This window comes from Promicromonospora sp. NPDC090134, from assembly GCF_044746965.1.
Lineage (GTDB): Bacteria > Actinomycetota > Actinomycetes > Actinomycetales > Cellulomonadaceae > Promicromonospora.
Map to the genome: position 1 here is coordinate 143,697 of NZ_JBIVCZ010000006.1, position 25,103 is coordinate 168,799.

The 25,103-nt window shown below is 73.2% G+C and carries 24 protein-coding genes; 16 read left to right on the forward strand and 8 right to left on the reverse strand.

Annotated elements, in window-relative coordinates:
* Positions 1-58 precede the first annotated feature (58 nt).
* Entirely contained in the window at positions 59-1,015 is a 957-nt protein-coding gene (locus ACIPN7_RS17515) for an NAD(P)-dependent alcohol dehydrogenase (protein ID WP_400544806.1), read from the forward strand.
* A 6-nt stretch (positions 1,016-1,021) separates the two neighbouring features.
* On the opposite strand, the gene ACIPN7_RS17520 is transcribed toward ACIPN7_RS17515, so the two are convergent.
* A complete protein-coding gene (locus ACIPN7_RS17520) occupies positions 1,022-1,903 on the reverse strand; it encodes a PhzF family phenazine biosynthesis protein (RefSeq protein ID WP_400544809.1) in 882 nt (293 codons plus the stop codon).
* Between the two features lie 357 nt (positions 1,904-2,260).
* On the opposite strand from ACIPN7_RS17520, the gene ACIPN7_RS17525 reads away from it, so the two are divergent.
* Positions 2,261-3,751: an alpha/beta hydrolase gene (locus ACIPN7_RS17525; RefSeq protein ID WP_400544812.1), complete on the forward strand. Its 1,491-nt coding sequence runs from the start codon at positions 2,261-2,263 to the stop codon at positions 3,749-3,751.
* 68 nt (positions 3,752-3,819) lie between these two features.
* Here the strand turns inward: ACIPN7_RS17525 and ACIPN7_RS17530 are convergent, their stop codons facing one another.
* Positions 3,820-4,620, reverse strand: a complete 801-nt coding sequence (locus ACIPN7_RS17530; protein ID WP_400544815.1) for an SDR family NAD(P)-dependent oxidoreductase — start codon at positions 4,618-4,620, stop codon at positions 3,820-3,822.
* A 72-nt stretch (positions 4,621-4,692) separates the two neighbouring features.
* On the opposite strand from ACIPN7_RS17530, the gene ACIPN7_RS17535 reads away from it, so the two are divergent.
* Together ACIPN7_RS17535 and ACIPN7_RS17540 are read left to right on the forward strand one after the other, a co-directional pair.
* Positions 4,693-5,271 carry a TetR/AcrR family transcriptional regulator gene (locus tag ACIPN7_RS17535; RefSeq protein WP_400544818.1) on the forward strand — a complete coding sequence of 193 codons (579 nt, stop codon included), beginning with the start codon at positions 4,693-4,695 and terminating at the stop codon, positions 5,269-5,271.
* 168 nt (positions 5,272-5,439) lie between these two features.
* Positions 5,440-5,928 carry a hypothetical protein gene (locus tag ACIPN7_RS17540; protein WP_400544821.1) on the forward strand — a complete coding sequence of 163 codons (489 nt, stop codon included), beginning with the start codon at positions 5,440-5,442 and terminating at the stop codon, positions 5,926-5,928.
* Between the two features lie 61 nt (positions 5,929-5,989).
* On the opposite strand, the gene ACIPN7_RS17545 is transcribed toward ACIPN7_RS17540, so the two are convergent.
* Positions 5,990-6,973 carry a hypothetical protein gene (locus ACIPN7_RS17545; protein ID WP_400544824.1) on the reverse strand — a complete coding sequence of 328 codons (984 nt, stop codon included), beginning with the start codon at positions 6,971-6,973 and terminating at the stop codon, positions 5,990-5,992.
* A 243-nt stretch (positions 6,974-7,216) separates the two neighbouring features.
* On the opposite strand from ACIPN7_RS17545, the gene ACIPN7_RS17550 reads away from it, so the two are divergent.
* The 7 genes from ACIPN7_RS17550 (at position 7,217) to ACIPN7_RS17580 (ending at position 15,070) form a co-directional block, all read left to right on the forward strand.
* Complete coding sequence (locus tag ACIPN7_RS17550) at positions 7,217-8,932, forward strand: endonuclease/exonuclease/phosphatase family protein (protein WP_400544827.1); 1,716 nt, start codon at positions 7,217-7,219, stop codon at positions 8,930-8,932.
* Positions 8,933-9,012: 80 nt separating this feature from the next.
* Positions 9,013-10,251: a 4-oxalomesaconate tautomerase gene (locus ACIPN7_RS17555; protein WP_400544830.1), complete on the forward strand. Its 1,239-nt coding sequence runs from the start codon at positions 9,013-9,015 to the stop codon at positions 10,249-10,251.
* Positions 10,248-11,294, forward strand: a complete 1,047-nt coding sequence (locus ACIPN7_RS17560) for an amidohydrolase family protein (RefSeq protein ID WP_400544833.1) — start codon at positions 10,248-10,250, stop codon at positions 11,292-11,294. Before ACIPN7_RS17555 ends, ACIPN7_RS17560 begins: the two co-directional genes overlap by 4 nt.
* Positions 11,287-11,970, forward strand: coding sequence for a 4-carboxy-4-hydroxy-2-oxoadipate aldolase/oxaloacetate decarboxylase (gene ligK / locus ACIPN7_RS17565; RefSeq protein ID WP_400544836.1), 684 nt, complete (start codon positions 11,287-11,289; stop codon positions 11,968-11,970). Before ACIPN7_RS17560 ends, ligK begins: the two co-directional genes overlap by 8 nt.
* A 9-nt stretch (positions 11,971-11,979) precedes the next feature.
* The gene (locus tag ACIPN7_RS17570) at positions 11,980-12,894 is read left to right on the forward strand and encodes an amidohydrolase family protein (RefSeq protein ID WP_400544839.1); all 915 of its coding nucleotides are present in this window, start codon (positions 11,980-11,982) and stop codon (positions 12,892-12,894) included.
* Positions 12,895-12,939: 45 nt separating this feature from the next.
* On the forward strand, positions 12,940-14,307 hold the full coding sequence (locus ACIPN7_RS17575) for an MFS transporter (RefSeq protein WP_400544842.1): 1,368 nt from the start codon (positions 12,940-12,942) through the stop codon (positions 14,305-14,307).
* A 136-nt stretch (positions 14,308-14,443) separates the two neighbouring features.
* Positions 14,444-15,070 carry a GntR family transcriptional regulator gene (locus ACIPN7_RS17580; RefSeq protein ID WP_400544845.1) on the forward strand — a complete coding sequence of 209 codons (627 nt, stop codon included), beginning with the start codon at positions 14,444-14,446 and terminating at the stop codon, positions 15,068-15,070.
* Here ACIPN7_RS17580 and ACIPN7_RS17585 read toward each other — a convergent pair.
* A complete protein-coding gene (locus ACIPN7_RS17585; protein WP_400544847.1) occupies positions 15,033-15,536 on the reverse strand; it encodes a hypothetical protein in 504 nt (167 codons plus the stop codon). The genes ACIPN7_RS17580 and ACIPN7_RS17585 overlap by 38 nt on opposite strands.
* Positions 15,533-16,036 carry a DM13 domain-containing protein gene (locus ACIPN7_RS17590; protein WP_400544850.1) on the reverse strand — a complete coding sequence of 168 codons (504 nt, stop codon included), beginning with the start codon at positions 16,034-16,036 and terminating at the stop codon, positions 15,533-15,535. Before ACIPN7_RS17590 ends, ACIPN7_RS17585 begins: the two co-directional genes overlap by 4 nt.
* A 148-nt stretch (positions 16,037-16,184) precedes the next feature.
* On the opposite strand from ACIPN7_RS17590, the gene ACIPN7_RS17595 reads away from it, so the two are divergent.
* The 4 genes from ACIPN7_RS17595 (at position 16,185) to ACIPN7_RS17610 (ending at position 20,233) form a co-directional block, all read left to right on the forward strand.
* A complete protein-coding gene (locus ACIPN7_RS17595) occupies positions 16,185-16,883 on the forward strand; it encodes a response regulator transcription factor (RefSeq protein ID WP_400544853.1) in 699 nt (232 codons plus the stop codon).
* The gene (locus ACIPN7_RS17600; protein ID WP_400544856.1) at positions 16,880-18,025 is read left to right on the forward strand and encodes a sensor histidine kinase; all 1,146 of its coding nucleotides are present in this window, start codon (positions 16,880-16,882) and stop codon (positions 18,023-18,025) included. Before ACIPN7_RS17595 ends, ACIPN7_RS17600 begins: the two co-directional genes overlap by 4 nt.
* Before the next feature lie 67 nt (positions 18,026-18,092).
* Complete coding sequence (locus ACIPN7_RS17605) at positions 18,093-19,022, forward strand: LLM class flavin-dependent oxidoreductase (protein WP_400544859.1); 930 nt, start codon at positions 18,093-18,095, stop codon at positions 19,020-19,022.
* Complete coding sequence (locus ACIPN7_RS17610) at positions 19,019-20,233, forward strand: MFS transporter (RefSeq protein WP_400544862.1); 1,215 nt, start codon at positions 19,019-19,021, stop codon at positions 20,231-20,233. The genes ACIPN7_RS17605 and ACIPN7_RS17610 overlap by 4 nt, the downstream gene beginning before the upstream one ends.
* Positions 20,234-20,241: 8 nt before the next feature.
* On the opposite strand, the gene ACIPN7_RS17615 is transcribed toward ACIPN7_RS17610, so the two are convergent.
* Positions 20,242-21,801 (reverse strand): DUF222 domain-containing protein, encoded by a 1,560-nt coding sequence (locus tag ACIPN7_RS17615; protein ID WP_400545548.1) that lies wholly within the window; start codon positions 21,799-21,801, stop codon positions 20,242-20,244.
* Positions 21,802-22,101: 300 nt separating this feature from the next.
* Here ACIPN7_RS17615 and ACIPN7_RS17620 point away from each other — a divergent pair, with 300 nt between their 5' ends.
* Entirely contained in the window at positions 22,102-22,485 is a 384-nt protein-coding gene (locus ACIPN7_RS17620) for a VOC family protein (protein ID WP_400544865.1), read from the forward strand.
* 7 nt (positions 22,486-22,492) lie between these two features.
* On the opposite strand, the gene ACIPN7_RS17625 is transcribed toward ACIPN7_RS17620, so the two are convergent.
* Both ACIPN7_RS17625 and ACIPN7_RS17630 read right to left on the reverse strand, forming a co-directional pair.
* Complete coding sequence (locus ACIPN7_RS17625; RefSeq protein ID WP_400544868.1) at positions 22,493-23,674, reverse strand: ROK family protein; 1,182 nt, start codon at positions 23,672-23,674, stop codon at positions 22,493-22,495.
* Between the two features lie 61 nt (positions 23,675-23,735).
* On the reverse strand, positions 23,736-25,094 hold the full coding sequence (locus ACIPN7_RS17630) for an ABC transporter substrate-binding protein (RefSeq protein ID WP_400544871.1): 1,359 nt from the start codon (positions 25,092-25,094) through the stop codon (positions 23,736-23,738).
* Positions 25,095-25,103: the final 9 nt, after the last annotated feature.

Genomic DNA, 25,103 nt, shown 5'->3' on the forward strand with positions numbered 1-25,103 from the left:
CCGCCGGGTGTCCGGCGCGGCTACGGTGGGGCCCACGCGAGCGTGTCAGGAGGGCATCGTGCGGGCCGTCATCCAGGACCGGTACGGCAGTGCCGACGTGGTGGAGGTCGGCGACCTCCCCGACCCCGTCCCGGCGGACGACGAGGTCCTGGTCCGGGTCCGGGCCGTCTCGCTGAACGGGTCGGACCGCGAGAACCTCGTCGGCCGGCCCGCGTACGCCCGGCTGGGCGGGCTGCGCCGGCCGCGCAACCCGGTGCCCGGGTCGGACGTGGCCGGTACCGTCGTCGCGGTGGGGCGGTCCGTCACCGGGTACGCCCCGGGCGACGACGTGCTGGGGGAGCTGGCGGGCTACCGGGGCGGGCTCGCGGAGTACGTCGCGACCGCGCCGCGGCTGCTCGCCCCCAAGCCGGCCGCCCTGTCCTTCGCCCAGGCCGCGGCGATCCCGCAGGCCGGGTGCATCGCGCTGCGGGCCACGCGGGGCCTGCGCCCGGGCGACCGGCTGCTGGTCAACGGCGCGGGTGGTGCGGGCGGCGCGCTCGTGATCGGCCTGGCCAAGCATCTCGGTGCCCGGGTGACGGCCGTGGACCGCGGCGACAAGGCCGGCTACCTGCTCCGGCTCGGCGCCGACGACACCATCGCGTACGAGCGCTGCGACTGGGCCGACCAGCGCGACCGGTACGACCGGGTGGTGGACCTGGTCGCCTCCCGCTCGCCGTACCGGGTGCACGGAGCGCTGCGGACCGGCGGCTCCTATCTCATGGTCGGCGGCAGCACGCGCGTGCTGCTGGCGACGTTCGGCGCCGCGCCCGTGCTCCGCGGCGCCACCGGCAAGCGGGTGGGCGTGCTGATGGTGCCCCAGTCGCGTGCCGACCTGGAGGAGGTCACCGCGCTGGTGGCCGACGGCGCCGTCGTCCCCGCGATCGACGCGGTCTGGCCGCTGGAGGAGGCGCCCGCCGTGTTCGCGCGGCTGGCGGCGGGGGACAACCTGGGCAAGCTCGTGGTCGAGGTGCCCTGACGGGCCTCAGAGGTGCAGCGTCCCCTCGGCCACGACGATCCCGGAGCCGCTGATCGTCACCAGCGGCCCGTCGACGCCGAGCGTGATGAGGCTGGGACGACCGAGCTTGCGCCCCTGCTCGACGACGATCCGCGCGGGGTCGGCGGCGAGCCCGTCGCGGACCAGGACGGCGGCCAGGGGGCCGGCGGCGGTGCCCGTCGCCGGGTCCTCGGCGATGCCCACGGTCGGGTTGAAGAACCGGGTGTAGGCGCTGACACCGGCCGTGTCGCCGGCCACCGTGTACAGGTAGCAGCCCTCGGCGCCGGCGTCGGCCAGCAGCGCGCGCAGCCCGGCCGTGTCCGGCTGGGCTGCGTCGACCGCCGCCGCGCTCCGCAGGGGCACGAGCAGGTGCTCCGCGCCGGTGGAGACCACCTCGGCGACGCGCCCGGGATCGAGGTCCTCGGTACCCAGGCCCAGCACGGCGGCCAGCGCCGCGCGGTCCTCGACGCGGCCCAGGAACCGCGGGGCGGACTGCTCCATCGAGACCTCGACGCCCGACGGCGGTCGTCCGGCCACCCGCACGTTCAGCAGGTCGTCGCCGATCTGCTGCACGAACGTGTCCCGGTCCTCCTCCAGCCGGCCGGACAGCGCCAGCCAGATCCAGGCGCCCATCGCGTTGTGCCCCGCGCCGAAGACCTCGACGCCGCCGGGCGTGAACGAGCGCAGCCGGTGGTCCGCGCCGGGGCGGTCGGGCCGCACCAGGAACGTCGTCTCCGACTGGTTGAGCTCCCGCGCGACGGCGCCCATCGTGTGCTCCGGCAGGGCGTCCGCGTCGGGGACGAGGGCGAGCGGGTTGCCGGTCAGCGGCGTGGCCGCGAACACGTCGACCCAGAAGAACGGGACGTCCACGGAGGGCTCCTTGTCGGTGACGACGGTCGGTGGGCACATGCTAGGGCGTGCTCGGACACCGTGACACACGTCATGGGTCGCGGGTGACACCTTCCCAGGAGCCGGTGACGCCCTGTCACTGTGCCGCGTACCAGGCCCGCGCCGAGACTGGCTGGACCGACCTCGGGGGCTGGTCGATCATCAGTGCCGCCGCCCCGGAGGTGAAACTGCTCCGCTGGAGGAAAGGTCACGATGCCAGACCGCGCGAAGCCGTCCCGAACCGATGACGTGCCTGTCACACCTGTACCGGACGAGTCCGGGTCCCGAGGCCTGAGGCGACGACCGCCGCGCGGCAGAGCGCGGCGCGGGATCGCCGTGATGCTGGCGGTGGGCCTGACCGCCTCGGTGAGCGCCGCCGCGGGCCTGCCCGCCATGGCCGAGGACCGGCCGGCCACGACGGCGCAGGCGCCCACCCCGGCGCCGGCGGAGTGGGGTGCCTGTCCCGCCGACGTCGCCACGGCGGCCCTCCCGTACGTGCTGGAGTGCGCGACCGTGCAGGTGCCCCTCGACTACGCCGAGCCAGACGGCGAACAGATCGACCTCATGATCTCCCGGATGGCCAGCACCAACCCGGAGAAGCGTCGCGGGATCCTGCTGCTGAACCCGGGCGGCCCGTCGGGCTCCGGCCTCACCCTGTCCACGCTGCTGGCGTCCAAGGGCCTGCCCAAGAGCGTGCGGGACGCCTACGACATCATCGCGATGGACACCCGCGGCATCGGGCACTCGACGGCCGCGCGCTGCGGGTTCACCGCGGAGACACCCCACTTCGGCAACCTCCCGCCCTTCGCGGTGGACGAGGCCGCCGTCGACGCGCAGGCGAAGATCGTCCAGGACGTCGCCGAGCAGTGCGCCTCGTCGTCCGACGCCGACCTGCTGCGCCACCTGAACACGCCGAACACGGCGCGCGACCTGGACCAGATCCGGGCCGCGCTGGGCGAGGAGAAGGCCAGCTACCTGGGCTACTCCTACGGCAGCGGGCTGGGCGCCACCTACGACGCGATGTTCCCCGAGCGGGCCGACCGCGTGGTGCTGGACAGCAACATCGGTGACACCCACCTCAACCAGGACGTCATCCGGCTGTTCGGCCCCGGCATGGAGGAGACGTTCCCCGACTTCGCGAGGTGGGCCGCGAAGCGGCACGGCACCTACGGGTTCGGCCGCACGCCGGCCCAGGTGCGGGCCACCTTCTTCGAGCTCGCGGAGCGGCTCGACGAGCAGCCGCTGGCCGGGGTGGACGGCGTGATCTTCCGGATGGGCACCTTCGGGTTCCTCTACAGCCCGGCGGGATACCCCAAGATCGCCGAGCTCTGGGAGTCCGTCCTGGCCGACGACGAGGCCGCGGTCGCGGAACGGCTTGCCGCCGATGCCGTGGAGCCCTGGGAGTTCGACAACGCCCTGACGGTGTTCCTCTCGGTGAGCTGCAACGACTCCGACTGGGCCGAGGACGTGCAGCACTACCAGGACACCGTGGCCGCGGACCGGGCGGAGTTCCCCATGTTCGGCGCCGCGGGGGCCAACATCACGCCCTGCGCCTACTGGCCGTACGAGCCCGTCGAGCAGGCGGAGATCTCGCAGGAGGGCAAGCGGAACATCCTGATCGTGCAGAACGAGCGGGACCCGGCCACGCCGCTGCGGGGCGGCCAGCTCGCCCGGGAGCAGTTCGGCGACCGGTCGCGCCTGGTGACCGTCGACCAGAGCGGGCACGGCGCCTACGTGCTGCACGACAACGCCTGCGCGCTGGAGACCACCACGAAGTTCCTGGTGGACGGCACCCTGCCGAAGCGGGACGTCTCGTGCCGGGCCGGCTGACGGCTCGGTAGCTGCCGGAGCGGGGCCCGCGGCCGTCGGCCGTGGGCCCCGCGTCTGCCGCCCGGCTGCTACTGCACGCTGCGGACGGTGCCGCCGTCGACGCGCAGGGACGCGCCGCTGATGTAGTCGGCCAGCGGGCCGCACAGGTAGGCGACGGCGCCGGCGATCTCGTCGGGGCGGCCGAACCGGTCGGTGTCGTTCGGCACGAGCTCGCGCACCGAGGCGGCCTCGATCTCCGGCCAGGTCTCGCCCCAGCCGCGCGCGCCGGCGATGCCGGTCAGCAGCTCCCGGACGGCCGGGACGAGGATGGCCCCGGGCGCCACCACGTTCGAGGTGACGCCGGTGCCCCTGAGCTCGCGGGCGAGCGAGACGGCGAGGTTGTGCCGGGCCGCGAGGGTGGCGTTGTACTGCGGGTGGCTGTTCATCGGCTGACCGCCGAGACCGCCGCCGATCGTGATGACGCGGCCCCAGCCGCGCTCCCGCATCGCGGGGACGAGGCGCTGGATCATCCGGACGCCGGAGATCACGTTCTGGTCGTAGGTGACCGCCCAGGCCTCCGGCGTCGCGTCCGTCCAGCTCAGGTGCTCGTAGGCGCCCGCGTTGTTGACCAGCACGTCGACCGGGCCGCCGGCGAGGGCGGCGGCGGCGACCGCGTCGGCCCCCTCGTCCGTGGTCAGGTCTCCGACGGCCACGGACGCGCGGCCTCCGCTGCGGATGATGTCGTCCGCGATCGCGCGGGCCCGCCCGGCGTCGCGGCCGTGCACGACGACGGCCGCACCCTCCGCCGCGAGCATCCGGGCGGTCGCCTCGCCCAGGCCCGACGTCGAGCCGGTGACCAGTGCGCGTCGTTCTGCGAGGTGCAGATCCATGAGTTCGTTCCTTTCCCTGTATGTCTACGGTCGTAGACTTACGCTTCGAGTATACACACGTAGACTTGGCGCATGGACACGAGCCCCGCACGCTCCCGCAACGCTGCCGCCACCCGTCAGGCGATCCTGTCGTCCGCCCTCGTCGCGTTCACCCGCCGCGGGTACGACGGCGTGGGCGTCCGGGAGATCGCCGCGGACGCCGGCGTCACGGCGATGCTGGTGAACCGCTACTTCGGGTCCAAGGAGGGGCTGTTCACGGAGGTGGTCGAGGCCGCCTTCGAGCCGGCGACGATGGTCCCGGCCGACCCCGAGCGGCCCGCCGACCTGGCCCGTGCCACGGCCGAGGCGCTGGTCGAGCGGACCGGACCCGGGGCCGAGCACCTCGGCCCGTTCGAGCTGATGCTCCGCTCGGCCGCGAACCCGCGGGCCGCCGAGATCGTCCGCGCCGGGATCGAGCGGCACGTCGGCGCCCGCTTCGCCGGCGCGCTCCAGGGGCCGGACGCCGACGAACGGGCCGAGCTCGGCCTCGCACTCCTGGCCGGCGTCTGGCTGATGCGCACCGTCATCACCACGCCCGCGCTGCGGGACGCGCCGCCGGCCCTGCTCGCCGAGCAGGTCACCGCGATGCTCTCGGTCGTCGTCGAGCCCTGAGCGCGCCGGGCCCCGCCCCGTGCGGCCGGGCCCTGGACCCCCGACCAGGGACCAATGCCGGGACCGGCGGGACCTTCGGCTCCTGTCCGCCGGTCCCGGCCGGCGGAGACTGGGCCCAGGCGTGCGGCACGGGCTCGGCTCAGCACGGACCCGGCGGAGGTGATGACCGTGCAGAACGAGATGCTCGTGATCATCCTGTGGGTGACCTGCGGGATCGCGACGGTCGTCGCGGGCCTGCTGGCCTACCGGAGCGCGGTGGCGCGGTACGTGGGGCGGGGCGCCGTGGGCGTCCTGTTCCTTCTGGGCGGCGCGGTCGTGCACCTGGTCAACCTCGTCACCGGCGTCGACTACGGCGGCTTCGCGGACCCGTCGTTCTTCGTCTGGGTGAGCGACACGTGGCACGCGGTCGTGGAGCCGAACCAGGTCCTGTTCATCGGCCTGCTGGCAGCGTTCGAGGCGGTGGTGGGGGTGCTGGCGATGTGCGGCGGCCGGCTGACCCGGTTCGCGTACTGGTGCGTGATCGTCTTCTACCTCGGGTTGTGGCTCTTCGGGTGGATGGAGCTGGCGTGGGTGCTGCTCATGCTCCCGCCGATGTTCCTGCTGCTGCGTGCCGAACGGTGGGCGGCGGTCGCCGGCGAGACCGCCCGGACCGGCTGAGCGCCGGGGCTCGGCCGGCCCGGGTGCCCGCCGCACGACACGGCGGCGGGCACCTCCGGTCCTAGCTCGTGCGGGCCACCGCGATGTTGGTGTTCCCGCGCTGCCCGGCCTCGTAGAACATGTACAGCCGGCCGCCCTCCTCGGCGAAGCTCGGCGCCGCGGCCCGCGTGGCCACCGGCTCGGTGTAGAGCACCCCGAGGTGGTTCTCCCGGTCGAAGCCGGTGCCGACGTCGGCGACGTGGATGCTGCCGGAACCGCCGTGATAGACCACGTGGCCGCCGCCGTTGCGCGACCAGTAGTGGGCGCCGGAGAGCTGGCCGCCCTCGCCCGCGGCCGGGGAGATCAGCGCTTCGGGCTTGAACTGCCAGCCCGAGGTGAGCTGGTTGGACCAGCCGATGAAGATCTTGCGGGTCCCGGCCTGCATGCCCATGAAGAGCATGATCTGCGTGTCGGACTTCGTGGGGTGCGGGAAGACCCGCGCGTAGGACGTCTCGGTGACGTTCGAGGGCATCATCGCGGTGGTCAGCACCGTGCCCTCGTAGGTGAAGTTGCGCCCGTCTGCCGAGGAGGCCACGCGGGTGGTGGTGTTCTCCCCGTGGAAGTACAGGTAGATGCGGCCGTCCGCCGCGTTCCAGACCGCGTGCGGGCTGGAGACGTGGCTCACCGAGTAGTGCGGTGACCAGGTGCGGGAGATGACCGGGTTGCCCGAGTACTCCCGCCACGGGCCGTCGAGCGAGTCGGCGTAGGCCAGGCAGATGCCGCCGGGCGCGTCGTGCGGGGCGTAGTATATGTACCAGGCGCCCAGGGGGTTCCGGACCCTGCCCGCGACGTTGCGGATCGACGGGAAGATGAGCTCGCCCGTCGGGTTGTAGGCCAGGGCCGACTTGTCCAGGGCGGCGCCGACCCGGTTGAACGTGGGGAAGCCCGGCACCGCGGCTGCCGCGTGCGGCGGGGCGGCGATGCCGAGGGCGGCCGCCGAGCCGAGCACCGCCGAGCCCACGAGCAGGCTGCGCCGGTCGAGCACGAGCTTTCGTTCCGATTCCATGGTGACTCCGCTCAGGCCCGGCGGTCGCCGCGCTCCGGTGCGCGGCGGCGCGGATGCCGCCCGGGCCGTTCGGGGTCGAATCTCTTGCGTGCGCGGTCCGGGGGTCAAGGTGATCATGCGACCTATCAACCCCGCGCCGGCGCGGCCCCGCGGGAGGGGCGTTCACCTCGCGGCCACGGCCCGGCCACGCGTGCCTCGTAGCGTCGCGGCCGCACCGATTTCCGAACCGGGGAGAAGAAACTGATGTCATCCGCACCCGTACGCCTTCGAGGTCTGCTCGCGACCGTCGCCGTCGGCGCGACGATCGCCGCGCTGGCCACCGCACCGGCGGCCGCCGCGGCCGAGCCGGGGCTCACCCTCGACCGGTCCGCGATCGCGGCCGACGAGTCGGTCTCGATCACGTTCGACGCCGGTGACGCCGTGCACGAGCGCAACTGGATCGGCATCTACCGGGACGGCGCGACGCCGGGCGGCCCGGCGTCGCTCGACTGGCGGTACGTGCCCGAGGCGGCGGGCACGGTCGGCTGGAGCCCGGCGGACCGCGACGGCTGGACGCACAACGCCGCGTCCGTCGGGGCGGGGGAGTACGACGTCTACCTGCTGGAGGACGACGGCTACGACGTGCTCGCCGGCCCGGTGGACCTCACCGTGGAGGATGGTGAGGCCGTGCCGCCCGCGGAGCCCAAGCCCGAGGTGGACGGCGTGAGCGAGCTGAACGTGCTCACGTTCAACGTGTGGCACGGCGGCACGCAGGTCGACGACGGCGCGCGCGAGATCGCCGACATCCTCACGGAGACCGACGCCGACGTGACGTTCCTGCCGGAGCAGGGCGACGCCCCGCGCCAGGTCGCCGCGCTGCTCGGCTACGACCACGTGATCGCGACCGACACCGGCATCGTCTCACGCTACCCGATCCTGGAGACCAGCACGGTGGACCGCTGGTGGACCAAGGCCGTGCTCGACGTGAACGGCACCGAGGTCGTGGCCTACGGCGGCCACCTGGAGTACCGCTGGTACGCCACGTACCTGCCGCGCGGCTACGGCGGCGCCGTCCAGGGCGACTGGCCCGCCGGCTGGGACACGTGGGACAAGCTGCCCGGCGGCCCGGTCACCGACGTGGACGCGATCCTGGAGGCCAACCGGCAGTCCGGCCGACCGGCCACGGCCGCCGCCCTGGTGGCGGACGTCGCGGCCGAGCGCGCGGCGGGCCGCATCGCCGTCGTCGGCGGCGACTTCAACGAGCCCTCGGTGCAGGACTGGACCGAGGCGACCGCCGACCTGCAGGACCACAACGGCCTCGTGATCCCGTGGCAGTCCACGAAGACGCTGCTCGACGGCGGGCTGGTCGACGCGTTCCGCGAGGTCCACCCCGACCCGGTCGCCAACCCGGGCGTCACGTGGCCGTCCGACAACCCGCTGTTCCCGACGACGGACCTCACCTGGGCGCCGGAGGCCGACGAGCGCGACCGGATCGACTACGTCTTCGTCACGCCCGACGAGCGGGTCACGATCGACGACGCGGCCGTGGTCGGGCCGCAGTCGACGATCGTCCGCAACGAGCGGGTCGACGACGACAGCGCCGACAAGATCCTCACCCCGGACGCCGTCTGGCCGTCCGACCACAAGGCCGTGCTGGCCTCGTTCAGCGTGTGCGACGACGGCTGCGCGCCGGCCGTCCCCGCCTGGGACGCGTCCGCGGTCTACACCGCGGGCGACGAGATCTCCTTCGATGGCTCGACCTGGCGGGCGGCCTGGTGGACGCGGGGCCAGGAGCCCGGCGCCCCGTACGGCCCGTGGCAGGAGATCGTGGAGCGGGACGGCGCGGCGGGATGGACGCCGTCGCGCATCTTCGAGGCCGGGTCCGTGGCCGTGCACGAGGGCCGCACCTACGTGGCCCAGTGGTGGACGCGCAACGAGAAGCCCGGCACGCCGTGGGGACCCTGGAGGGCGCAGGGGTAGCCGCTTCTCGGTGACAAAATTGTCAACAAGATTGTTGATGGACTACGGTGCCGGGACACGCCTCATGGAGGAGGAGCGCAGTGACCGCCACCGATGGCCCGTCCTACCGCCGTGCCCGCGCAGCGGGCGCACAGACCGCGGTGCCCTGTCTCGTCATGCGGGGCGGCACCTCGCGCGGCCTGTTCTTCGACGCCCGGGCGCTGCCCGCCGACACCGCCGCGCGTGACGCGGTGCTGCTGGCGGCCATGGGCTCGCCCGACGCCCGCCAGATCGACGGCCTGGGCGGCGCGCACCCCCTGACCAGCAAGGTGGGGGTCGTGTCGCCCGGGTCCGGCGACGTGGACGTCGAGTGGACGTTCGCCCAGCTCCAGCCGGCGTCGGACACCGTGGACACCACGCCCAACTGCGGCAACATGCTCGCCGCGGTGCTGCCGTTCGCGATCGAGACGGGGCTGCTGACGCCGGACGGCGAGACGACCACCGCCCGGGTGCTGACCCGCAACACCGGCGCGGTCGCGGAGATCACCGTGCGCACCCCGGCCGGTCCCGACGGCGCGCGGTACGTCGAGTACGCGGGCGACGCCCGGATCGACGGCGTGCCGGGCACGGCCTCACCCGTGGAGATCGCGTTCCTCGACACCGCGGGGTCGGTCGCCGGGAGCCTGCTGCCCACCGGGAACGTGCGCGACGCCGTCGTCGTGCCGGGGCTCGGCGAGGTGGAGGTGACCCTGATCGACAACGGCCAGCCGCTCGTGATCGTGCGCGCGGAGCGGCTCGGCGCGCGCGGCGACGAGACCCCCGCCGAGATCGACGCCGACGCCGACCTCAAGGACCGGGTCGAGCGCATGCGGCTGGTCTGCGGCCAGGCCATGGGGCTGGGCGACGTGACCGCGAAGAACTACCCCAAGATGACCCTCGTGTCGGCGCCGAGGGTGGGCGGCGACATCGCCACCCGCTCGCTCATCCCGCACGTGGCGCACCAGTCGATCGGCGTGCTCGCGGCCGTGACGGTCGCGACGGCCCGCGTGCTGCCCGGCAGCGTGGCGCACGAGGTCGCGGGCGGCGGCCGCCGCCCCGGCGGCGAGGGCGGCGACGGCGCCCGCGAGGTCACCGTCTCCGTCGAGCACCCGTCGGGCGAGTTCTCCGTCGCACTCGGGCTCGACGGCGGCGACCCGCCCGCCGTCGTCCGCTCCGCGCTGCTGCGCACCGCACGCCTGCTCATGACGGGCGAGGTGCTCGTGCCGCGCGGCGTCTGGGACCCGAGCACCGACCCGACCGAAGACCAGAACACCGAACCAAACGAGGAGGCCACCGCGTGATCATCGACGTGCACGGCCACTACACGACCGCCCCCGAACCGCTCGGCGCCTGGCGCGACGCACAGGTCGCGGCCCTGGCCGACCCGGGCCTGGCCCCCGACCCTGCGGGCCCGCGCATCAGCGACGACCAGATCCGCGAGACCCTCCAGGCGCACCAGCTCCGACAGATGGACGAGCGCGGCATCGACGTCACCGTCTTCTCGCCCCGCGCGTCGTTCATGGCCCATCACGTGGGCGACCTCGCCACCTCCACCGCCTGGGCGCGGATCTGCAACGACCTGTGCGCCCGCGTGGCCGGCCTCTACCCCGAGCGGTTCGCGGCAGGCGCCATGCTGCCGCAGTCGCCCGGCGCCGACCCGGCGACCTCGGTCCCCGAGCTCGAGCGGGCCGTGACCGAGCTGGGCGCCGTCACCGTGAACCTCAACCCCGACCCGTCCGGCGGGCACTGGACCGCGCCGCCCCTGACCGACCGGTCCTGGTACCCCGTCTACGAGAAGCTGGTCGAGCTCGACGTGCCCGCCATGGTGCACGTCTCCACGAGCTGCAACCCCGCCTTCCACACCACCGGCGCCCACTACCTCAACGCCGACACCACGGTGTTCATGCAGCTCCTGCAGGGCGACCTGTTCGCCGACTTCCCGGACCTGCGGCTCGTGATCCCGCACGGCGGGGGAGCGGTGCCCTACCACTGGGGCCGGTTCCGGGGCCTCGCCCAGGCGCTGGGCAGGCCCGAGCCCGAGGAGATGCTCGGCACCAACGTCTTCTTCGACACCTGCGTCTACCACCAGCCCGGCGCCGACCTGCTGCTCGACGTGATCCCGCACCCCGGCGTGCTGTTCGCCTCGGAGATGATCGGCGCCGTGCGCGGCGTCGACCCGCGCACCGGACACCACTTCGACGACACCCGGCGCTACGTCGAGTCCCACGCCGCCACCCGCGGGCTCGACGACGCCGCCGTGCACGCCCTGTTCGAGACCAACGCCCGCCGCGTCTACCCGCTGCTGGACCGGCGCCTGACCGAGAGGGGGCTGACCCGTGTCTGAGCTCGGAGTCGTCCACACCAAGATCCGCCGCGCCGACCCCGCCGCCGTCGAGGCGCTGTCCCGGTTCGGCGTCGCCACCGTCCACGAGGCCCTGGGCCGCCTGGGCCTCATGCGCCCCTACCTGCGACCCGTCTACGAGGGCGCCGCGATGTGCGGCACCGCGGTGACCGTGCTGCTCCAGCCCGGTGACAACTGGATGCTGCACGTCGCCGCCGAGCAGGTGCGTCCCGGCGACGTGGTCGTCGCCGCCTGCACCACCGAGAACGAGGACGGGTTCTTCGGCGACCTGCTCGCCACCTCGATGAAGGCGCGCGGCGCTCGCGGCCTGGTGATCGACGGCGGCTGCCGCGACGTCGACACGCTGCGCGCCATGGACTTCCCGGTGTTCTCCCGCGCGATCAACGCCAAGGGCACCGTCAAGGCGACGCTCGGGTCGGTCAACGTGCCGGTCGTGTGCGCCAACGCGCTGGTCACCCCCGGTGACGTGGTCGTGGCGGACGCCGACGGCGTCGTCGTCGTGCCCGCCGCCCGCGCCGCCGAGGTGGCCGAGGCCGCCCGCCGGCGCGAGGAGAACGAGACCGCCAAGCGCGAGCGGTTCGCCGCCGGCGAGCTCGGCCTGGACCTGTACGACATGCGCCCCCGGCTGGCCGAGCTCGGCCTGACCTACACGGACTGAGGAAGCACCATGACCGACACCGACGTCACTCCCGGCTGGCTGCACTGGTACCAGGGGCCCACCAAGCCCGCCTTCACGCTGCCCGACGGCGCCGTGGACGCGCACTGCCACGTGTTCGGCCCCGCCGCGCAGTTCCCGTTCGCGCCCGAGCGCAAGTACACGCCCGTCGACGCCTGGGCGCAGCAGCTCTTCGACCTGCGCGACCACCTGGGCGTGGACCGCAACGTCATCGTGCAGGCCACCTGCCACGGCGCGGACAACAGCGCCCTGGTCGACGCCCTGGAACGCTCCGGCGGCCGGGCCCGCGGCGTGGCGACCGTTCGCGCGGACGTCACCGACTCCGAGCTGCGCCGCCTGCACGACGCCGGGGTGCGCGGGGTGCGGTTCAACTTCGTCAGGCGGCTCGTGGACGCGGTGCCCACCGCCGCGCTGGAGACCATCGCGGCGAAGATCGCGCCGCTGGGCTGGCACGCCGTCGTCTACTTCGAGGCCGCCGACCTGCCGGGGCTGAAGGACTTCTTCGCCGCGCTCCCGGTGCCCCTGGTGGTGGACCACATGGGCCGGCCCGACGTGACCAAGGACCCCGCCGGGCCGGAGTTCGCGGAGTTCCTCGACTTCGTGGCCGCGAACGACGTGTGGGTCAAGGTCTCCTGCCCGGAACGCCTCACCGTCACCGGCCCGGCCGCCCTGGACGGCGAACGCAACGCCTACACGGACGTGGTCCCGTTCGCCCGCGCGGTCGTCGAACGGTTCCCGGACCGCGTGCTGTGGGGCACCGACTGGCCCCACCCCAACCTCAAGCACCACATGCCCGACGACGGGCTGCTGGTGGACCACATCCCGCACATCGCACCCACCCCCGAGCTGCAGCAGGCCCTGCTCGTGGACAATCCCCGCCGCCTGTACTGGCCGACGGAGGCCTGAGACCCCCGGGCGACGACGCCCGCGGAAACAGAGGAGTTTCCCGCAGTGACGACCCAGACCAACGCGGCCAACCGGATCGACCGGTTGCCGATCTCGAAGTTCCACAAGACCACGATGGTTGCCCTAGCCTTCACCTACTTCTTCGAGTTCGCGGACATCAACACGTTCGCGATCACGGCCCCCGTCATCCGCGAGCAGTGGGGGGCGAGCGTCAACCACGTGGCATACGTGACGTCCCTGTCGTTCGTCGGCATGTTCATCGGCTCGATCGTGGCCGGCGGGCTCGCCGACCGCCTCGGTCGCAAGCGCACGCTGGTGGCGACCACCGTGTGGTTCAGCGTGTGGTCGTTCGCCACGATCTTCGCCTGGGACATCTTCTCGATGGGGCTGTTCCGCGTCATGACCAGCGCGGGCCTGTCCGCGATGACGGTCGTGGCCGTGGTGTACATCAACGAGCTGTTCCCCCGCGCGAAGCGGGGCAAGTACCAGGCGTACGTGATCATGATCGGCATCTGCGGCACGCCGGCGACCAACCTGATCGCGTCCTTCGTGGTGCCGATCAACGACTGGTCCTGGCGGCTGGTCTACCTGTGGGGCTCGCTCGGGGTCCTCTTCCTGTTCTTCGTGCGCAAGCTCGCCGAGTCGCCGCAGTGGCTGGAGTCCCGCGGCCGGCACGACGAGGCGGACGCGGTGCTGCGCGACCTGGAGGCGCAGGCGATCGCCCAGCACGGCGCGCTGCCCGACGTCGCGGCGCCCGTCGAGACCGGTCCCGCCACCCGGGCCGGGCTGGCCATGCTCAAGGACAAGAAGTTCCTCTACCCGACCCTGCTCCTGTCGGTCCTGTGGATCACCCAGACCATCGGGTTCTTCGGCTTCTCCTCCTGGGCGCCCACGCTCCTGGCCGCCGAGGGGATCAGCGTCGAGGACTCCATCTTCTTCGTCGCCCTGACCACCGTGGGCGCGCCGCTGGGCTCGTTCCTCGCCGCGCAGGTCACCGACCGGTTCGAGCGCAAGTGGTGCCTGGTCGTGTTCGCCCTGGTCATCGCCGGGTCGGGGCTGTTGTACGGGCTCACGTTCACGCCCGTGCTGATCGTCGTGTTCGGGTTCCTGGTCAACCTGTTCGAGCGCGGCTACACCGCCCTGGCCTACGCGTACTCGCCCGAGCTGTACGACACCAAGGGCCGTTCGCTCGGCACGTCGATCTCGTACGGGCTCGGCCGCCTGTCGAACGCCGTCGGGCCGCTGATCATCGCCGGCCTGTACAGCGGGCACGGCTACCAGACCGTCTTCTACTTCATCGCGGGCACCTGGGCGGTGGGTGCGCTGGCGCTGGCGGTCTTCGGACCGGCGACGCGCAAGGCCCGGCTGGCCGCGCAGGCCGCGGCGGAGGTGGGCGCCGCCGGCGCGCGCTGACGCGACGTCGCAGGTCCTGACGGTCCGCGGCACCCCTCGGGTGCCGCGGACCACGGCGTGCGGCGGGTACGCTGCTCATATTGTTGACAATCGCTTCGCGCCCGGGGGTGGCGGACGACGACGTGAGAGGGACGTGATGGTGGACGACGCCCAGGTGCGGGACGAGCTGCGAGCGGCGATCCTGCGGGGTGACTTCTCGCCACGTCAGCGGCTGGTCGAGGCCGACCTGTGCGAGCAGTTCGGGGCGCGGCGCTTCGCGGTGCGGGCGGCCCTGCAGGACCTCGTGGCGGAGGGGCTGGTCGAGCGCCAGCCGAACCGGGGCGCGCGGATCCGCGAGATCAGCCTGGACGAGGCCATCGAGATCAGTGAGATCCGCCGCGTCGTCGAGGGTCTGGTCGCCGCCCGGGCCGCCGAGCGGCTCACCGCGGCGGACGGGACCCGGCTCTCGGGGATCGGACGGCGCATGCGCGAGGCCGTCGACGCCGGGGAGTCCGCGGTCTACAGCGACCTCAACGCCGAGCTGCACGCCACGCTGCGCGAGATCGCGCGGCACGAGACCGCCAACCGGATCGTGGCGCAGCTCCACGGCCAGATGGTGCGCCACCAGTTCGCGCTCTCGCGCGTGCCCGGCCGGTCGGCGGTCTCGCTGGCTCAGCACGAGGCCGTCATCGAGGCGGTCGTCGCGCGCGACCCGGCCGCCGCGGAGGCCGCGATGCACCGGCACATCAGCTCGGTGATCGAGGCGCTGCGCTCGCTGGGCTGAGCCGGACGCGTCGCACGAGCGCCGTCGCCGACACGCGCGAGGCGAGCAGCGGCCACGCGACCAGCACCACGGCGAGGGCGACCATGACCGGGTAGGACTCCGTGAGCTGGTCGGCCGACCAGTAGCTCAGCAGGGTCCCGACGCTCGCGAACGCGACCGGCAGCGTGAGCACGCCGGCGATCAGGGCGACGCCGAGGCCGGTCTCCAGCAGCGGCATCAGCACGCCGAACAGCCCCGGAGCCGCGCCCAGCACGTGCTCCGCGAAGACCTGGAAGTAGCCGGGCACCCGGCTGTTCGCGGCGGCGCCGTCGACGACGAGCCGGATGTCGGCGGCCCCGAAGCCCGCCCGGTACTTGATCAGGCCCTCGTTGAGCCAGAGCACGCCGAGGGCGACCCGCGCCGCCGTCGTCAGCGCGACGGCGGCGCGGGGCACGGCGTCCGTGCGCCGGGTGGCATCCGGGCTCATGCCAGGGGCGCCGCGCCGAAGACCGCCTTGGCCTTGTCGCAGTGGATGACGACGGTGTCGTAGTCCGCCACCTCCACGCCGTCCAGGGCGAAGGTCTGGGACGCCTCGTCGAACGCGACGACGTCGATCTCGGTGCCCGCGGCGACCGCGGCCTCGTCCGTGCCGTTGGTGAGGTACACGTGCAGGTCGGGGCCCTCGTCGGAGGAGTAGCCCGACAGGACCAGCTCGGTGTCGCTCACCTCGACCATGCCGGCGACGGTCTTGTCGTTGAGCCCCTCGAAGGTCCCGGTGCGGGCGGCCGCCATGTCGTCCGACATGTCCTCGCTCATGTCGTCGGTCGGCTCCTCGGACATCTCGTCCGCCATGTCCTCGGACTGCTCCTGGGACGACATCGTCTGGTCGGACATCGCGTCGTCCGACCCGTCGCCGGAGGTGCCGCAGGCCGTGAGCATCAGGGTGGCGGTCAGGATCGCCGCGCCGGCGAGTGCTGTCTTGCGCATGAGAAGTGCCTCTCTGTCGGGTTCGTCGGAGCCGCCGGCGGCGGGTGCCGCCGACGTCGTCGAACCTAGGCAGGGCGGGCCTGCGGACGCGGGAGTCTTGCAGAGGCGTAACAACTCGACCGGTCCGCGCGCGGTTACGCTGCCGCACATGGGAGCACGCGTCGAGGTGATGGTCGTCGAGGACGACGAGACCGTCCTGGCCGTGGTCTCCGACTACCTGGGCGGCCGCGGGTACACCGTCACGGGCCTGAGCGACGGGCTCGTGGCCCGGGACGCGCTGCGCGCGGCGCGGCCCGACGTGCTGGTCCTGGACCGGATGCTGCCCGGCGTCAGCGGCGACGAGCTGTGCCGCCAGGTCCGCGCGGCCGCGCCGCGCACGCCGATCATCATGCTCACCGCCCTGGACGCCGTCGAGCAGCGGATCGACGGGCTGGAGCACGGCGCCGACGACTACGTGGTCAAGCCGTTCGCGCTGCGGGAGCTCCAGCTCCGGATCGACGCCTTGGTCCGGCGCAGCCGCGGGCTGCACGTCGCGCCGTCACCGTTCACGCTGGGGCCGTTCCGCGTCGACCCCGCGCACCGCCGCATCTGGGCGGCCGACGCCGAGATGACGCTCACCTCCCGGGAGTACGAGCTGTTCCTCTTCCTGCTGCAGAACCCTGACCGCACCCTCACGCGGGACGACCTGCTGCGCGAGGTGTGGGGGTGGAGCTTCGGCGAGGTGTCCACCGTGACCGTGCACGTGCGGCGCCTGCGCGAGAAGATCGAGCCCGAGCCGCGGTTCCCGCGCTACCTGCTCACCGAGTGGGGTCGCGGCTACCGCTTCACCGTCGGGGCCGCCGCATGATGCTCACCCTGGTCGACCTGCTGCTCATCCTCGCCACCGCCGCGGTGTGCACGGCGGCGATCACGCTGCTCGCGCTCCTGGTCCTGCGCCGCCGTCGGCAGCGCTCGGTCACCGCCCCGTTCGTGGTCCTCGTGGTCGCGGCGATCGCGTCCATCGTCTGCTCGACCCTCGCGATCGCGGCCCTGATGTACCTCTCGCTGCACGACCTGCAGGTGCTCCTGTGGGTGGTCGGCCTGTCCGCGGTCCTGAGCCTCACCGCGACCCTGCTCACCGCCCGCGCCGTCAGCCGGTCGTTCGCCCACCTGGGGGAGGCGGTCGAGCGCGTGGGCCACGGCGCCGTCGTCGGGCCGGAGGCCTACGCGGGCAGGGAGCTCGCCGACCTGTCCGCGCAGCTCGCCGTGGCCTCGGAGCGGCTCGCCGCGGCGCGCGCCGAGATCGAGCAGCTCGACGCCGCGCGCCGCCAGTTCTTCGCCTGGATATCGCACGACCTGCGGACCCCGCTGACCGGGGTCAGCGCCCTCGCGGAGGCGCTGGACGACGGCGCCGTCGCGGACCCGGCCGACTACGTCCGGCGCATCCGGGTGCAGGTCGCCACGATGAACCGGCTGGTCGACGACCTGTTCGAGCTGTCGCAGATCCAGAGCGGCGCGCTGCGGCTCCGCCGGGAGGACGTCGCGCTCCTGGACGTCGTGTCCGACGCCGTGGCCGACGTGCACCAGCTCGCCGTCGCGAAGCGGATCCGCATCGAGCACGCGGGGGTCGAGGGCCGGACGGTGCGTGCCGACCCGCACGAGCTGACGCGGGTGGTGGTGAACCTGCTGACCAACAGCATCCGCCACGCCCCGCCCGCATCCGAGGTCCTGGTCTCCGCCGACCAGCGCGGCGACCGGCTCGTGCTCTCCGTGCTCGACCAGGGCAGCGGCGTGGACAGCGAGGACCTCACGCGGATGTTCGAGATCGGCTGGCGGGCCAGCGCTGCCCGGACGCCCGACGCGGGGTCGCCCGCCGCCGGGTCGCCCGGCGCGGGGCTCGGGCTGGCGATCGTCCGCGGCATCGTCGAGGCGCACGGCGGGGACGTGCGGGCCGCGCACGTGCCGCAGGGTTTCCGGCTCGACGTCGCGCTGCCCGCTCCGGCGACCTGAGGCCTACCGACGCCGTCCGGCGTGGGCGGTTCGGCACGCCTCGAATCGATCTGATAGAACGTGCGCCATGACCTCTCCCCGGATCGGTGTCGTGCTCCCGCGTGACCTGCCCGCCGCCCAGGTGCTCCCGTACGCGCGCACCGCCGAGCGCCTCGGCTTCGACGAGCTCTGGGTCGTGGAGGACCTGGGCTTCCGCGGCGGGCTGGTGCAGGCCGCCGCCGTGCTGGGCGCGACCGAGCGCATCCGCGTCGGCATCGGGATCCTTCCCGCGGCGGTGCGCAACCCGGCCTTCGCGGCGATGGAGATCGCCACGCTGGAGCAGCTCCACCCCGGCCGCACCGACGTCGGCGTCGGGCACGGGATGCCGGGCTGGATGCGGCAGGCGGGCGTCTGGCCCGAGCGGCCCCTCACCTTCCTCGCGGAGTACGTGACCACGCTCCGGACCCTGCTGGGCGGCGGGGAGGCCGGCGACCTGCGGCTCGACCCCTCAGCGGTGCCCGACGCCGTGCCGCCCCTGCTGCTCGGCGTGCGCGGGCCGCGGTCCCTGGCGGCGTCCGGCAGGGTGGCCGACGGCACCGTGCTCGCGGAGCCCGTCGCGCCGCAGTACGCGGCCGCGGCGCTGGACGCGATCGCCCCGCGCGGCGGGCACCGGCTGGTGGCCTACAACATCGGCGCCGTCGACGACGACCCGGCCGCCGCCCTGCGGACCGCCCGCCCCGGCCTGGAGTGGATCGGCGAGCCCGACTGGGCGCCGCATGTCGCGCCGCTCCCGTTCGCCGACCAGTTCGCGGCGCTGCGGGCGGGCTCGGCGTCGCGGGCGGAGTTCGTCGAGCGTCTGCCGGACGAGTGGGTCGCCCGCCTCGCGCTGGCCGGCACGCCCGCCCAGGTGCGGGCGCGGATCGACGAGCTCGGGCGCGCCGGTGTGACCTCCAGCGTGTTCATCCCCGCCGGCCCCGACCCGCTGGTGGCGCTCGACGCGCTGGCCCGGGTGCTGTGAGCGCGCACCTCGTGCCGTCGGCGCAGCGCCGGCGGGCCGCGCTGTTCGTGTCCTTCTTCATGACCGGCGTCTCCATGGCCACCTGGGTCTCGCGCACGCCCGCCATCCGCGACGCGACCGGCTCGACCACGGCCGAGATGGGACTCATTATCGCGGGGCTGTCCGCGGGCTCCATGGTGGGCATCGCCGTGGCCGGCACGCTGGTGGCCCGGCGCGGCGCCCGGTTCGTCGTGCTGTGGGGCATGGTCGCGATCGTGACCGGCGTCGCCGTGGTGGCGGTCGGCACCGCGACGGCGCAGGGCTGGCTCGTGGCCGTGGGCCTCGCGTCGTTCGGGTACGGCATGGGCTCGGGCGAGATCGGCCAGAACGTCGAGGGGGTCGACGTCGAGCGGGCGTTGCGGCGCACCGTGGTGCCGAGCCTGCACGGCAGCTACAGCCTCGGCGTCTGCGTGGGCGGGCTCGTCGGCCTGGGCGCGAGCGCCGCGGGCGTCCCGGTGCTCGGGCACCTGGTGGCGGTGGCCGCGCTGACGGCCGTCGCCTCGGTGGCGCTGGTGGCCAATCTGGCGCCCGCGATCGGCCGCGAGGACGCCGCCGTGGGCCAGCGCCGTCGCCCGCTCGGCGAGACCGTCGGCGCCTTCCTCGCGGTGTGGCGCGAGCGGCGCACCCTGGCCATCGGGGTGATCGTGCTGGGCATGGCACTGGCCGAGGGGTCGGCGAACGACTGGCTGCCGCTGATCATGGTCGACGGTTTCGACCTGTCCGCCGCCACGGCGTCGCTGGTCTACGCGTTCTTCGGCCTGTCCATGGCGATCGGGCGGTTCGGCGGCGGCTTCTTCCTGGACCGGTTCGGACGGGCGCCCGTCATGGTGGTCAGCGCGCTGCTCGCGATCGCCGGTATCGCCCTGGTGGCGTTCGCGCCGTCGGCGGCGCTGGGCGCGGCGGGCGTGCTGTTCTGGGGGATCGGCGCCTCGCTCGGCTTCCCGGTGGCGCTGTCGGCGGCCGGCGACGACCCGCTGAACGCCGCGCGCCGGGTCAGCGCCGTCGCCACCGCCGGGTACACGGCGTTCCTGGTGGGGCCGCCCCTGCTCGGGTTCATCGGCGAGCACCTGACCCTGCGGCTCGCGATCCTGCTGGTCATGGTGCTGGTCGCGGTCTCGGCCTGCTTTGCCCGCGCCGTCACTCCGCCGGCGGGGACGGCTCGCGCGTCCTAGCGGTTGCGTCAGGTGGGGTGGGTCCAGGAGAGGTCAGGTCGGCGTGACCGGGCGCGGGCTCGACCAGGTGGCGCGTGCGCCGGGCGTGGCTGCTGAGGTGGTGGGCTCGGTCGGTAGGCGATCGCGCCGTGGGCGGGGGTGGTGTGGCAGCCGATCGAGTAGCGGCTTCGTGGGATGCGGCCGGGTGCGGGGCCGGTCATGCCGACCGCGGGAGTCCAGGCCGGTGTCGTGGCGCGGTCGTGGGCCCCGGTGACCAGCGAGTCGTCGGGTGCCGCTCCGTTGGAGTCGACAACGCGAACCAGTGCCGTGACGCCTGCCCTGACCGGTGCCGGTGGTGTGGGCGCGACGGAGGCGTAGGTGTGCCCGGTCGGGGTGGTCGTCTCGACGGTGTGCCGCCCGTTCAGCTGGGTGGTTTTCTGTCGCCAGCCTGGTGCCTGCTTGGCGTGGTTGCAGCGGGCGCACAGGCCCTGCCCGTTGTCCAGGCTGGTCGGGCCGCCCTCCGCATACGGGGTGACGTGGTCGGTGTGCCGGATCGGGGCGTCGCACCACGGGCTGGCGCAGATGCCCTGCTCCCGGGCACGCAACAGAGCAGCCAGACCCGCCGGATGGAACCTTGATGTCGACGACGTGGCCAGCAGCCGGCCATGCGGGTTCACGTAGATCGAGCGCAGCCACGCGGTGTCGGTCTCGATCGCGTGCGCGGCAAGGTTGCGGGCGACCGGCGCCGGGATCACGCCCGCACCTGCCGGGGCACCCTCGACCACGACGGCGGGTTGGTTGCCACCGGCGAGAAGGGTGTCGTCGGCGACCAGCAGGTTGATCGTGACCGGCACATCCTTCGCTCGGCCGGGATCGCGTCCGGTGGCGCGTTCGATCAGGGTGTCGGCCATGATCTGCCCTACCCCACGCCCGTCCCCGCCGGCTTTGGTGGTCTCGGCGTGGGTCTTGAGCTGGGCGTAGGCCTGCACACCCTGTGCCATGGGCACCAGCGCGGTCAGGTAGACCATCAGGTCGGGTGCCGGACGGATCGAGACCCGCCGCTCGGACACGGCACGGGCGTTGCGGTTCACGCACGCGTGCACGTCCAGCCGGGCAGCCAGTTCCTTGATCCGGGCGATCAGCCGGCGGGTGCCCATCCCGGCCAGGTGTGCCGGGCCGCAGATCTCCTCGTCGATCAGGCCACGATGCTCCACGGACAGGTGGGACGTCTCACGGACCAGGAGGGTGGCCCGCCACGAGGACAGCACCCCGGCCTGCAGGGCGGCGAAGGTGTGCGGCATCTGCGTGACCCAGACCCGGGACGTGGACACGAACCCCGCACCGGCGTGCGGGCTGACCCGCAGCGCCGCACCGACCTGGTTCGGGACACCGCGTCCGCGCCGCTCGGCCCGGATGCTCTGCCGCGCCTCATCGGCACGGGTGGCCTCGTCCAGGGCGACCGTGAGCCGGGCCTGGGTCGCGGTGATCGCGTTCTTCACGGCCTCCAGCTCACCGAGCAGGTCGACCCATTCGGCCTGCACCTGTCCTGGCACCGGTGCGGGCGTGTCAGTGGCACCGGGCAGGATCATGCCCGCCAGCAGCTCCCGCACCGCCCGCACACCCACCACGTCAACAACCCCGGGCGCACCAGACGACCCGTTCCCGGGCAGCACCGACCGAGCAGGCTGCTCGCCCGCCCGTCCTGGCACTCCACCCGTTCGCGTCATGCCATCAACATATGACACACCCGTTCGCACCGCTCGCCGAACCGACCCCCATCTGCTGACAGCAGAATCGACCGCTCGTCATGGGAAACCTTCGGCGGCCAACGCCCCGGATCTCCCCGCCCGTCCTGGGCAGGGCGGGCCGGGGCGCCTACGGTGGGGCGCATGGCGAGAATTCACGACGTCGTGTTCGACTGCCGGCATCCCGCGTCCCTTGCCCGCTACTGGGCCGTCGTCCTCGACGGCTACGCGGTGGCCCCCTACGACGACGAGGAGCTGGCGCGACTGCGCACCCTCGGCGTCCACGACCCGGAGGACGACCCGTCCGTGCTGGTCGAGGGACCCGCCGGGGCGCCGCGGCTGTTCTTCAACCGGGTGCCCGAGCCCAAGACCGTGAAGAACCGCGTGCACCTCGACGTCCGCGCCCCCGACCGGGACGCCGAGGTGGCGCGCCTGGTCGCGGCGGGCGCGTCCGAGGTCGGCCGGCACGAGGACTGGGTGGTCCTGGCCGATCCCGAGGGCAACGAGTTCTGCGTCTTCCCCGAGTAGCGCACGCTCAGGCACTCGTGGGCAGCAGCGCGTCCCGGAACGCCGCGACCGCCGCGCCGCACGCCCAGTCGATGAACGTGTGCCGCCGCACCACCAGGCGGCAGCTGGCCGCGGCGCCGAAGGCGTGCGCCGCGAACTCCTCGCGGATCCGACGCTCGTACAGGTCGTACTCCATGACACCCTCGCCCGCGATGACCACCACCTCCGGGTCCACCAGGTTCGCGGTGACGGCGAGGGCCGCGCCGATGGCGGTGCCCGCGCGGTCGAACGCGTCGACGGCGGTGCGGTCGCCCGCGTGCGCGAGGGCCACGGCGTCCGCGAGCGTGAGCGTGGGGTCGTCGTGGCCCGCCCGCACGGCGTCGCGGATGGCGCCCGAGGAGGCCACCGCCTCCACGCAGCCCCGGCGGCCGCACACGCACACGGCGTCGGGCGGGGCCAGGGGCAGGTGGCCGATCTCGCCGACCACGCCGTGGGCCCCGACCACGACGTCGCTGTTGACGTAGATGCCGCAGCCGATGCCCGCGCCGATCGTGACGATGGCGAAGCTCTCCGCCTCCGCGCCGAGCCCGAACCACTGCTCGGAGCGGGCGAGCGCGCGCACGTCGTTGTCGACGATCACCGGCAGGTCGACCTGCCGCGCGACCTGCTCGCCCAGGGGCACGTTGGCCCATCCGAGCAGCGGGGAGTGGCGGACGACGCCGGAGCCGGTGTCGATGTCGCCCGACACCGAGACGCCGAGGCCGACGAGCCGGTCGGCGCTGTCGCCGAGCTTGTCGATCAGCCGCCGCGCGCAGCGGACGATCTCGCGCGTCACCGTCCCGGGGTCGTGCTGGTCGAGCGCGCGTCGGGTGGAGGTCAGCAGCTCGTTGCCGATGCTCACCGCGACGGCCACGATCTCGTCGGCGTTGACCTTGACGCCGATGGCCAGCATGGAGCGGGGCACCACGCTCAGCGGGTAGACGGGGCGGCCGGGGGACGAGCTCTCGGCGTGCTCGCCGACCGTCACGAACCCGTCGCGGATCAGCGGGCTGACCGTCTTGGTCACCTTCGCCTGGGACAGACCGGTCAGCCGGCCGATCTCGATCCTGCTCACCGGGCCGTGCGTGATGATGCGCGTGAAGATCTCCGCCGACGTCGGCGTGCGCAGCTTGGGGCGGCGGGGCGGCGTCGGGGGCGGCGTGGCACTCATGGGAAACCTCGTCCTCGGCCTGGGCGCGGCGCGCGAGGCGCCGCGCCCAGGCCGGCCGGCACTACTTGGAAAGAATCTCCTGGGCCTTGTCCGCGGCCTCCTGCCACACGTCGTCGTCACGCTGGTGGCTGTAGTACGCCTCGAACAGCGGCTGCAGCTCCGACTTGAGCTCGGCGCCGTTGCGGTAGGCCAGCGACGGCTCGAGCTCCTCGTTCTTCGCGTAGTCCACGAAGACGCTCAGGTCGATGCCCTTGTCGAGCTGGTCCGCGGCGAGCGCGTCCATGGCCGACGGGATGGACGGGAAGAACGAGCCCGACGTCAGCGCGGCGCTCTCCTGGCACTCGGCCGTGCCCATGAACGACATCCAGTCCCAGGCCGCCTGCTTGACCTTGCTGCCCGACCAGAGCATGTTGCCGTTGGAGTTGCTCATCACCACGCGGGTCTCGCCGTCCGGGCCGAGCACGTTGGGCGCGATGCCGACCGACATGTCGGGCAGCTTGGCGAACGTCGTGGCCGACCACGAGCCGCCGGAGATCATCGCGACCGAGCCCGAGCCGAGCTGCTCGGTGTCACCGACGGTGAACTGGCCGAACTCCGGGGCGAGGCCCCGGTCGGACAGGCCGCGCAGGTAGTCCATGGTCTCGGTGAACGCCGGGTCGTCGAAGGCGAAGGACGTGGGCCAGGCCGCCGGCTCGCGCATGGTCCAGTCCGACGAGGCGGCGAACTGGTACCAGGTGGTCTGCCCGAGGTAGTCGGCCGTGCCGAGCGCCCCGATGCCGTAGACGGCCACCTTGTCCTTGTCGAAGCCCTTCTCGTCGCCGCGCTTGCCGTTCTCGTCGACGGTGAGGCGCGCGACCACCTCGTCGAAGGTGCCGCCGTCCTCCGGGTTCCAGGTCATGTTCTGGACGTCGTCCTCCGTGAGGCCCGCGTCCTTGAGCATGTCCTTGTTGTAGTAGAACGCCGAGCCGGCCCAGTCGAGCGGCAGGGCGTACTGCTTGTCGTCCGTGTACGTGAAGGCGGGGACGCCCACGTTGAACACGCCCAGGTCGTAGTCCGACTCGGCGATGTAGTCGTCGAGCGGTTCGAGCTGGCCCTGCTTCGCGTACGAGTCGAGGAACTCCACGCTGTTCTGGAACGCGTCGGGGGCGTTGCCGGCCACGAAGCCCGCGGTCAGCTTGGTGAAGTAGTCGTCCACCGCGTACTGGGTGATGTTGACCGTGATGTCGGGGTACTTCTCCTGGAACGCGGGCAGGCAGGTCTTGTACGACTCCGCCTGCTTCTCGTCCCAGGTCCACCAGTTGACGGTGCCCGCGTGGGCGCCCTCCTCGGCCGCTCCGCCGGCCGAGCCGCCCGCGCAGGCGGCCAGCGAGACGGTGACAGCGGCTGCAGCGACGATGCTCAGCATGTGCTTCGGTTTCATGATTCCTCT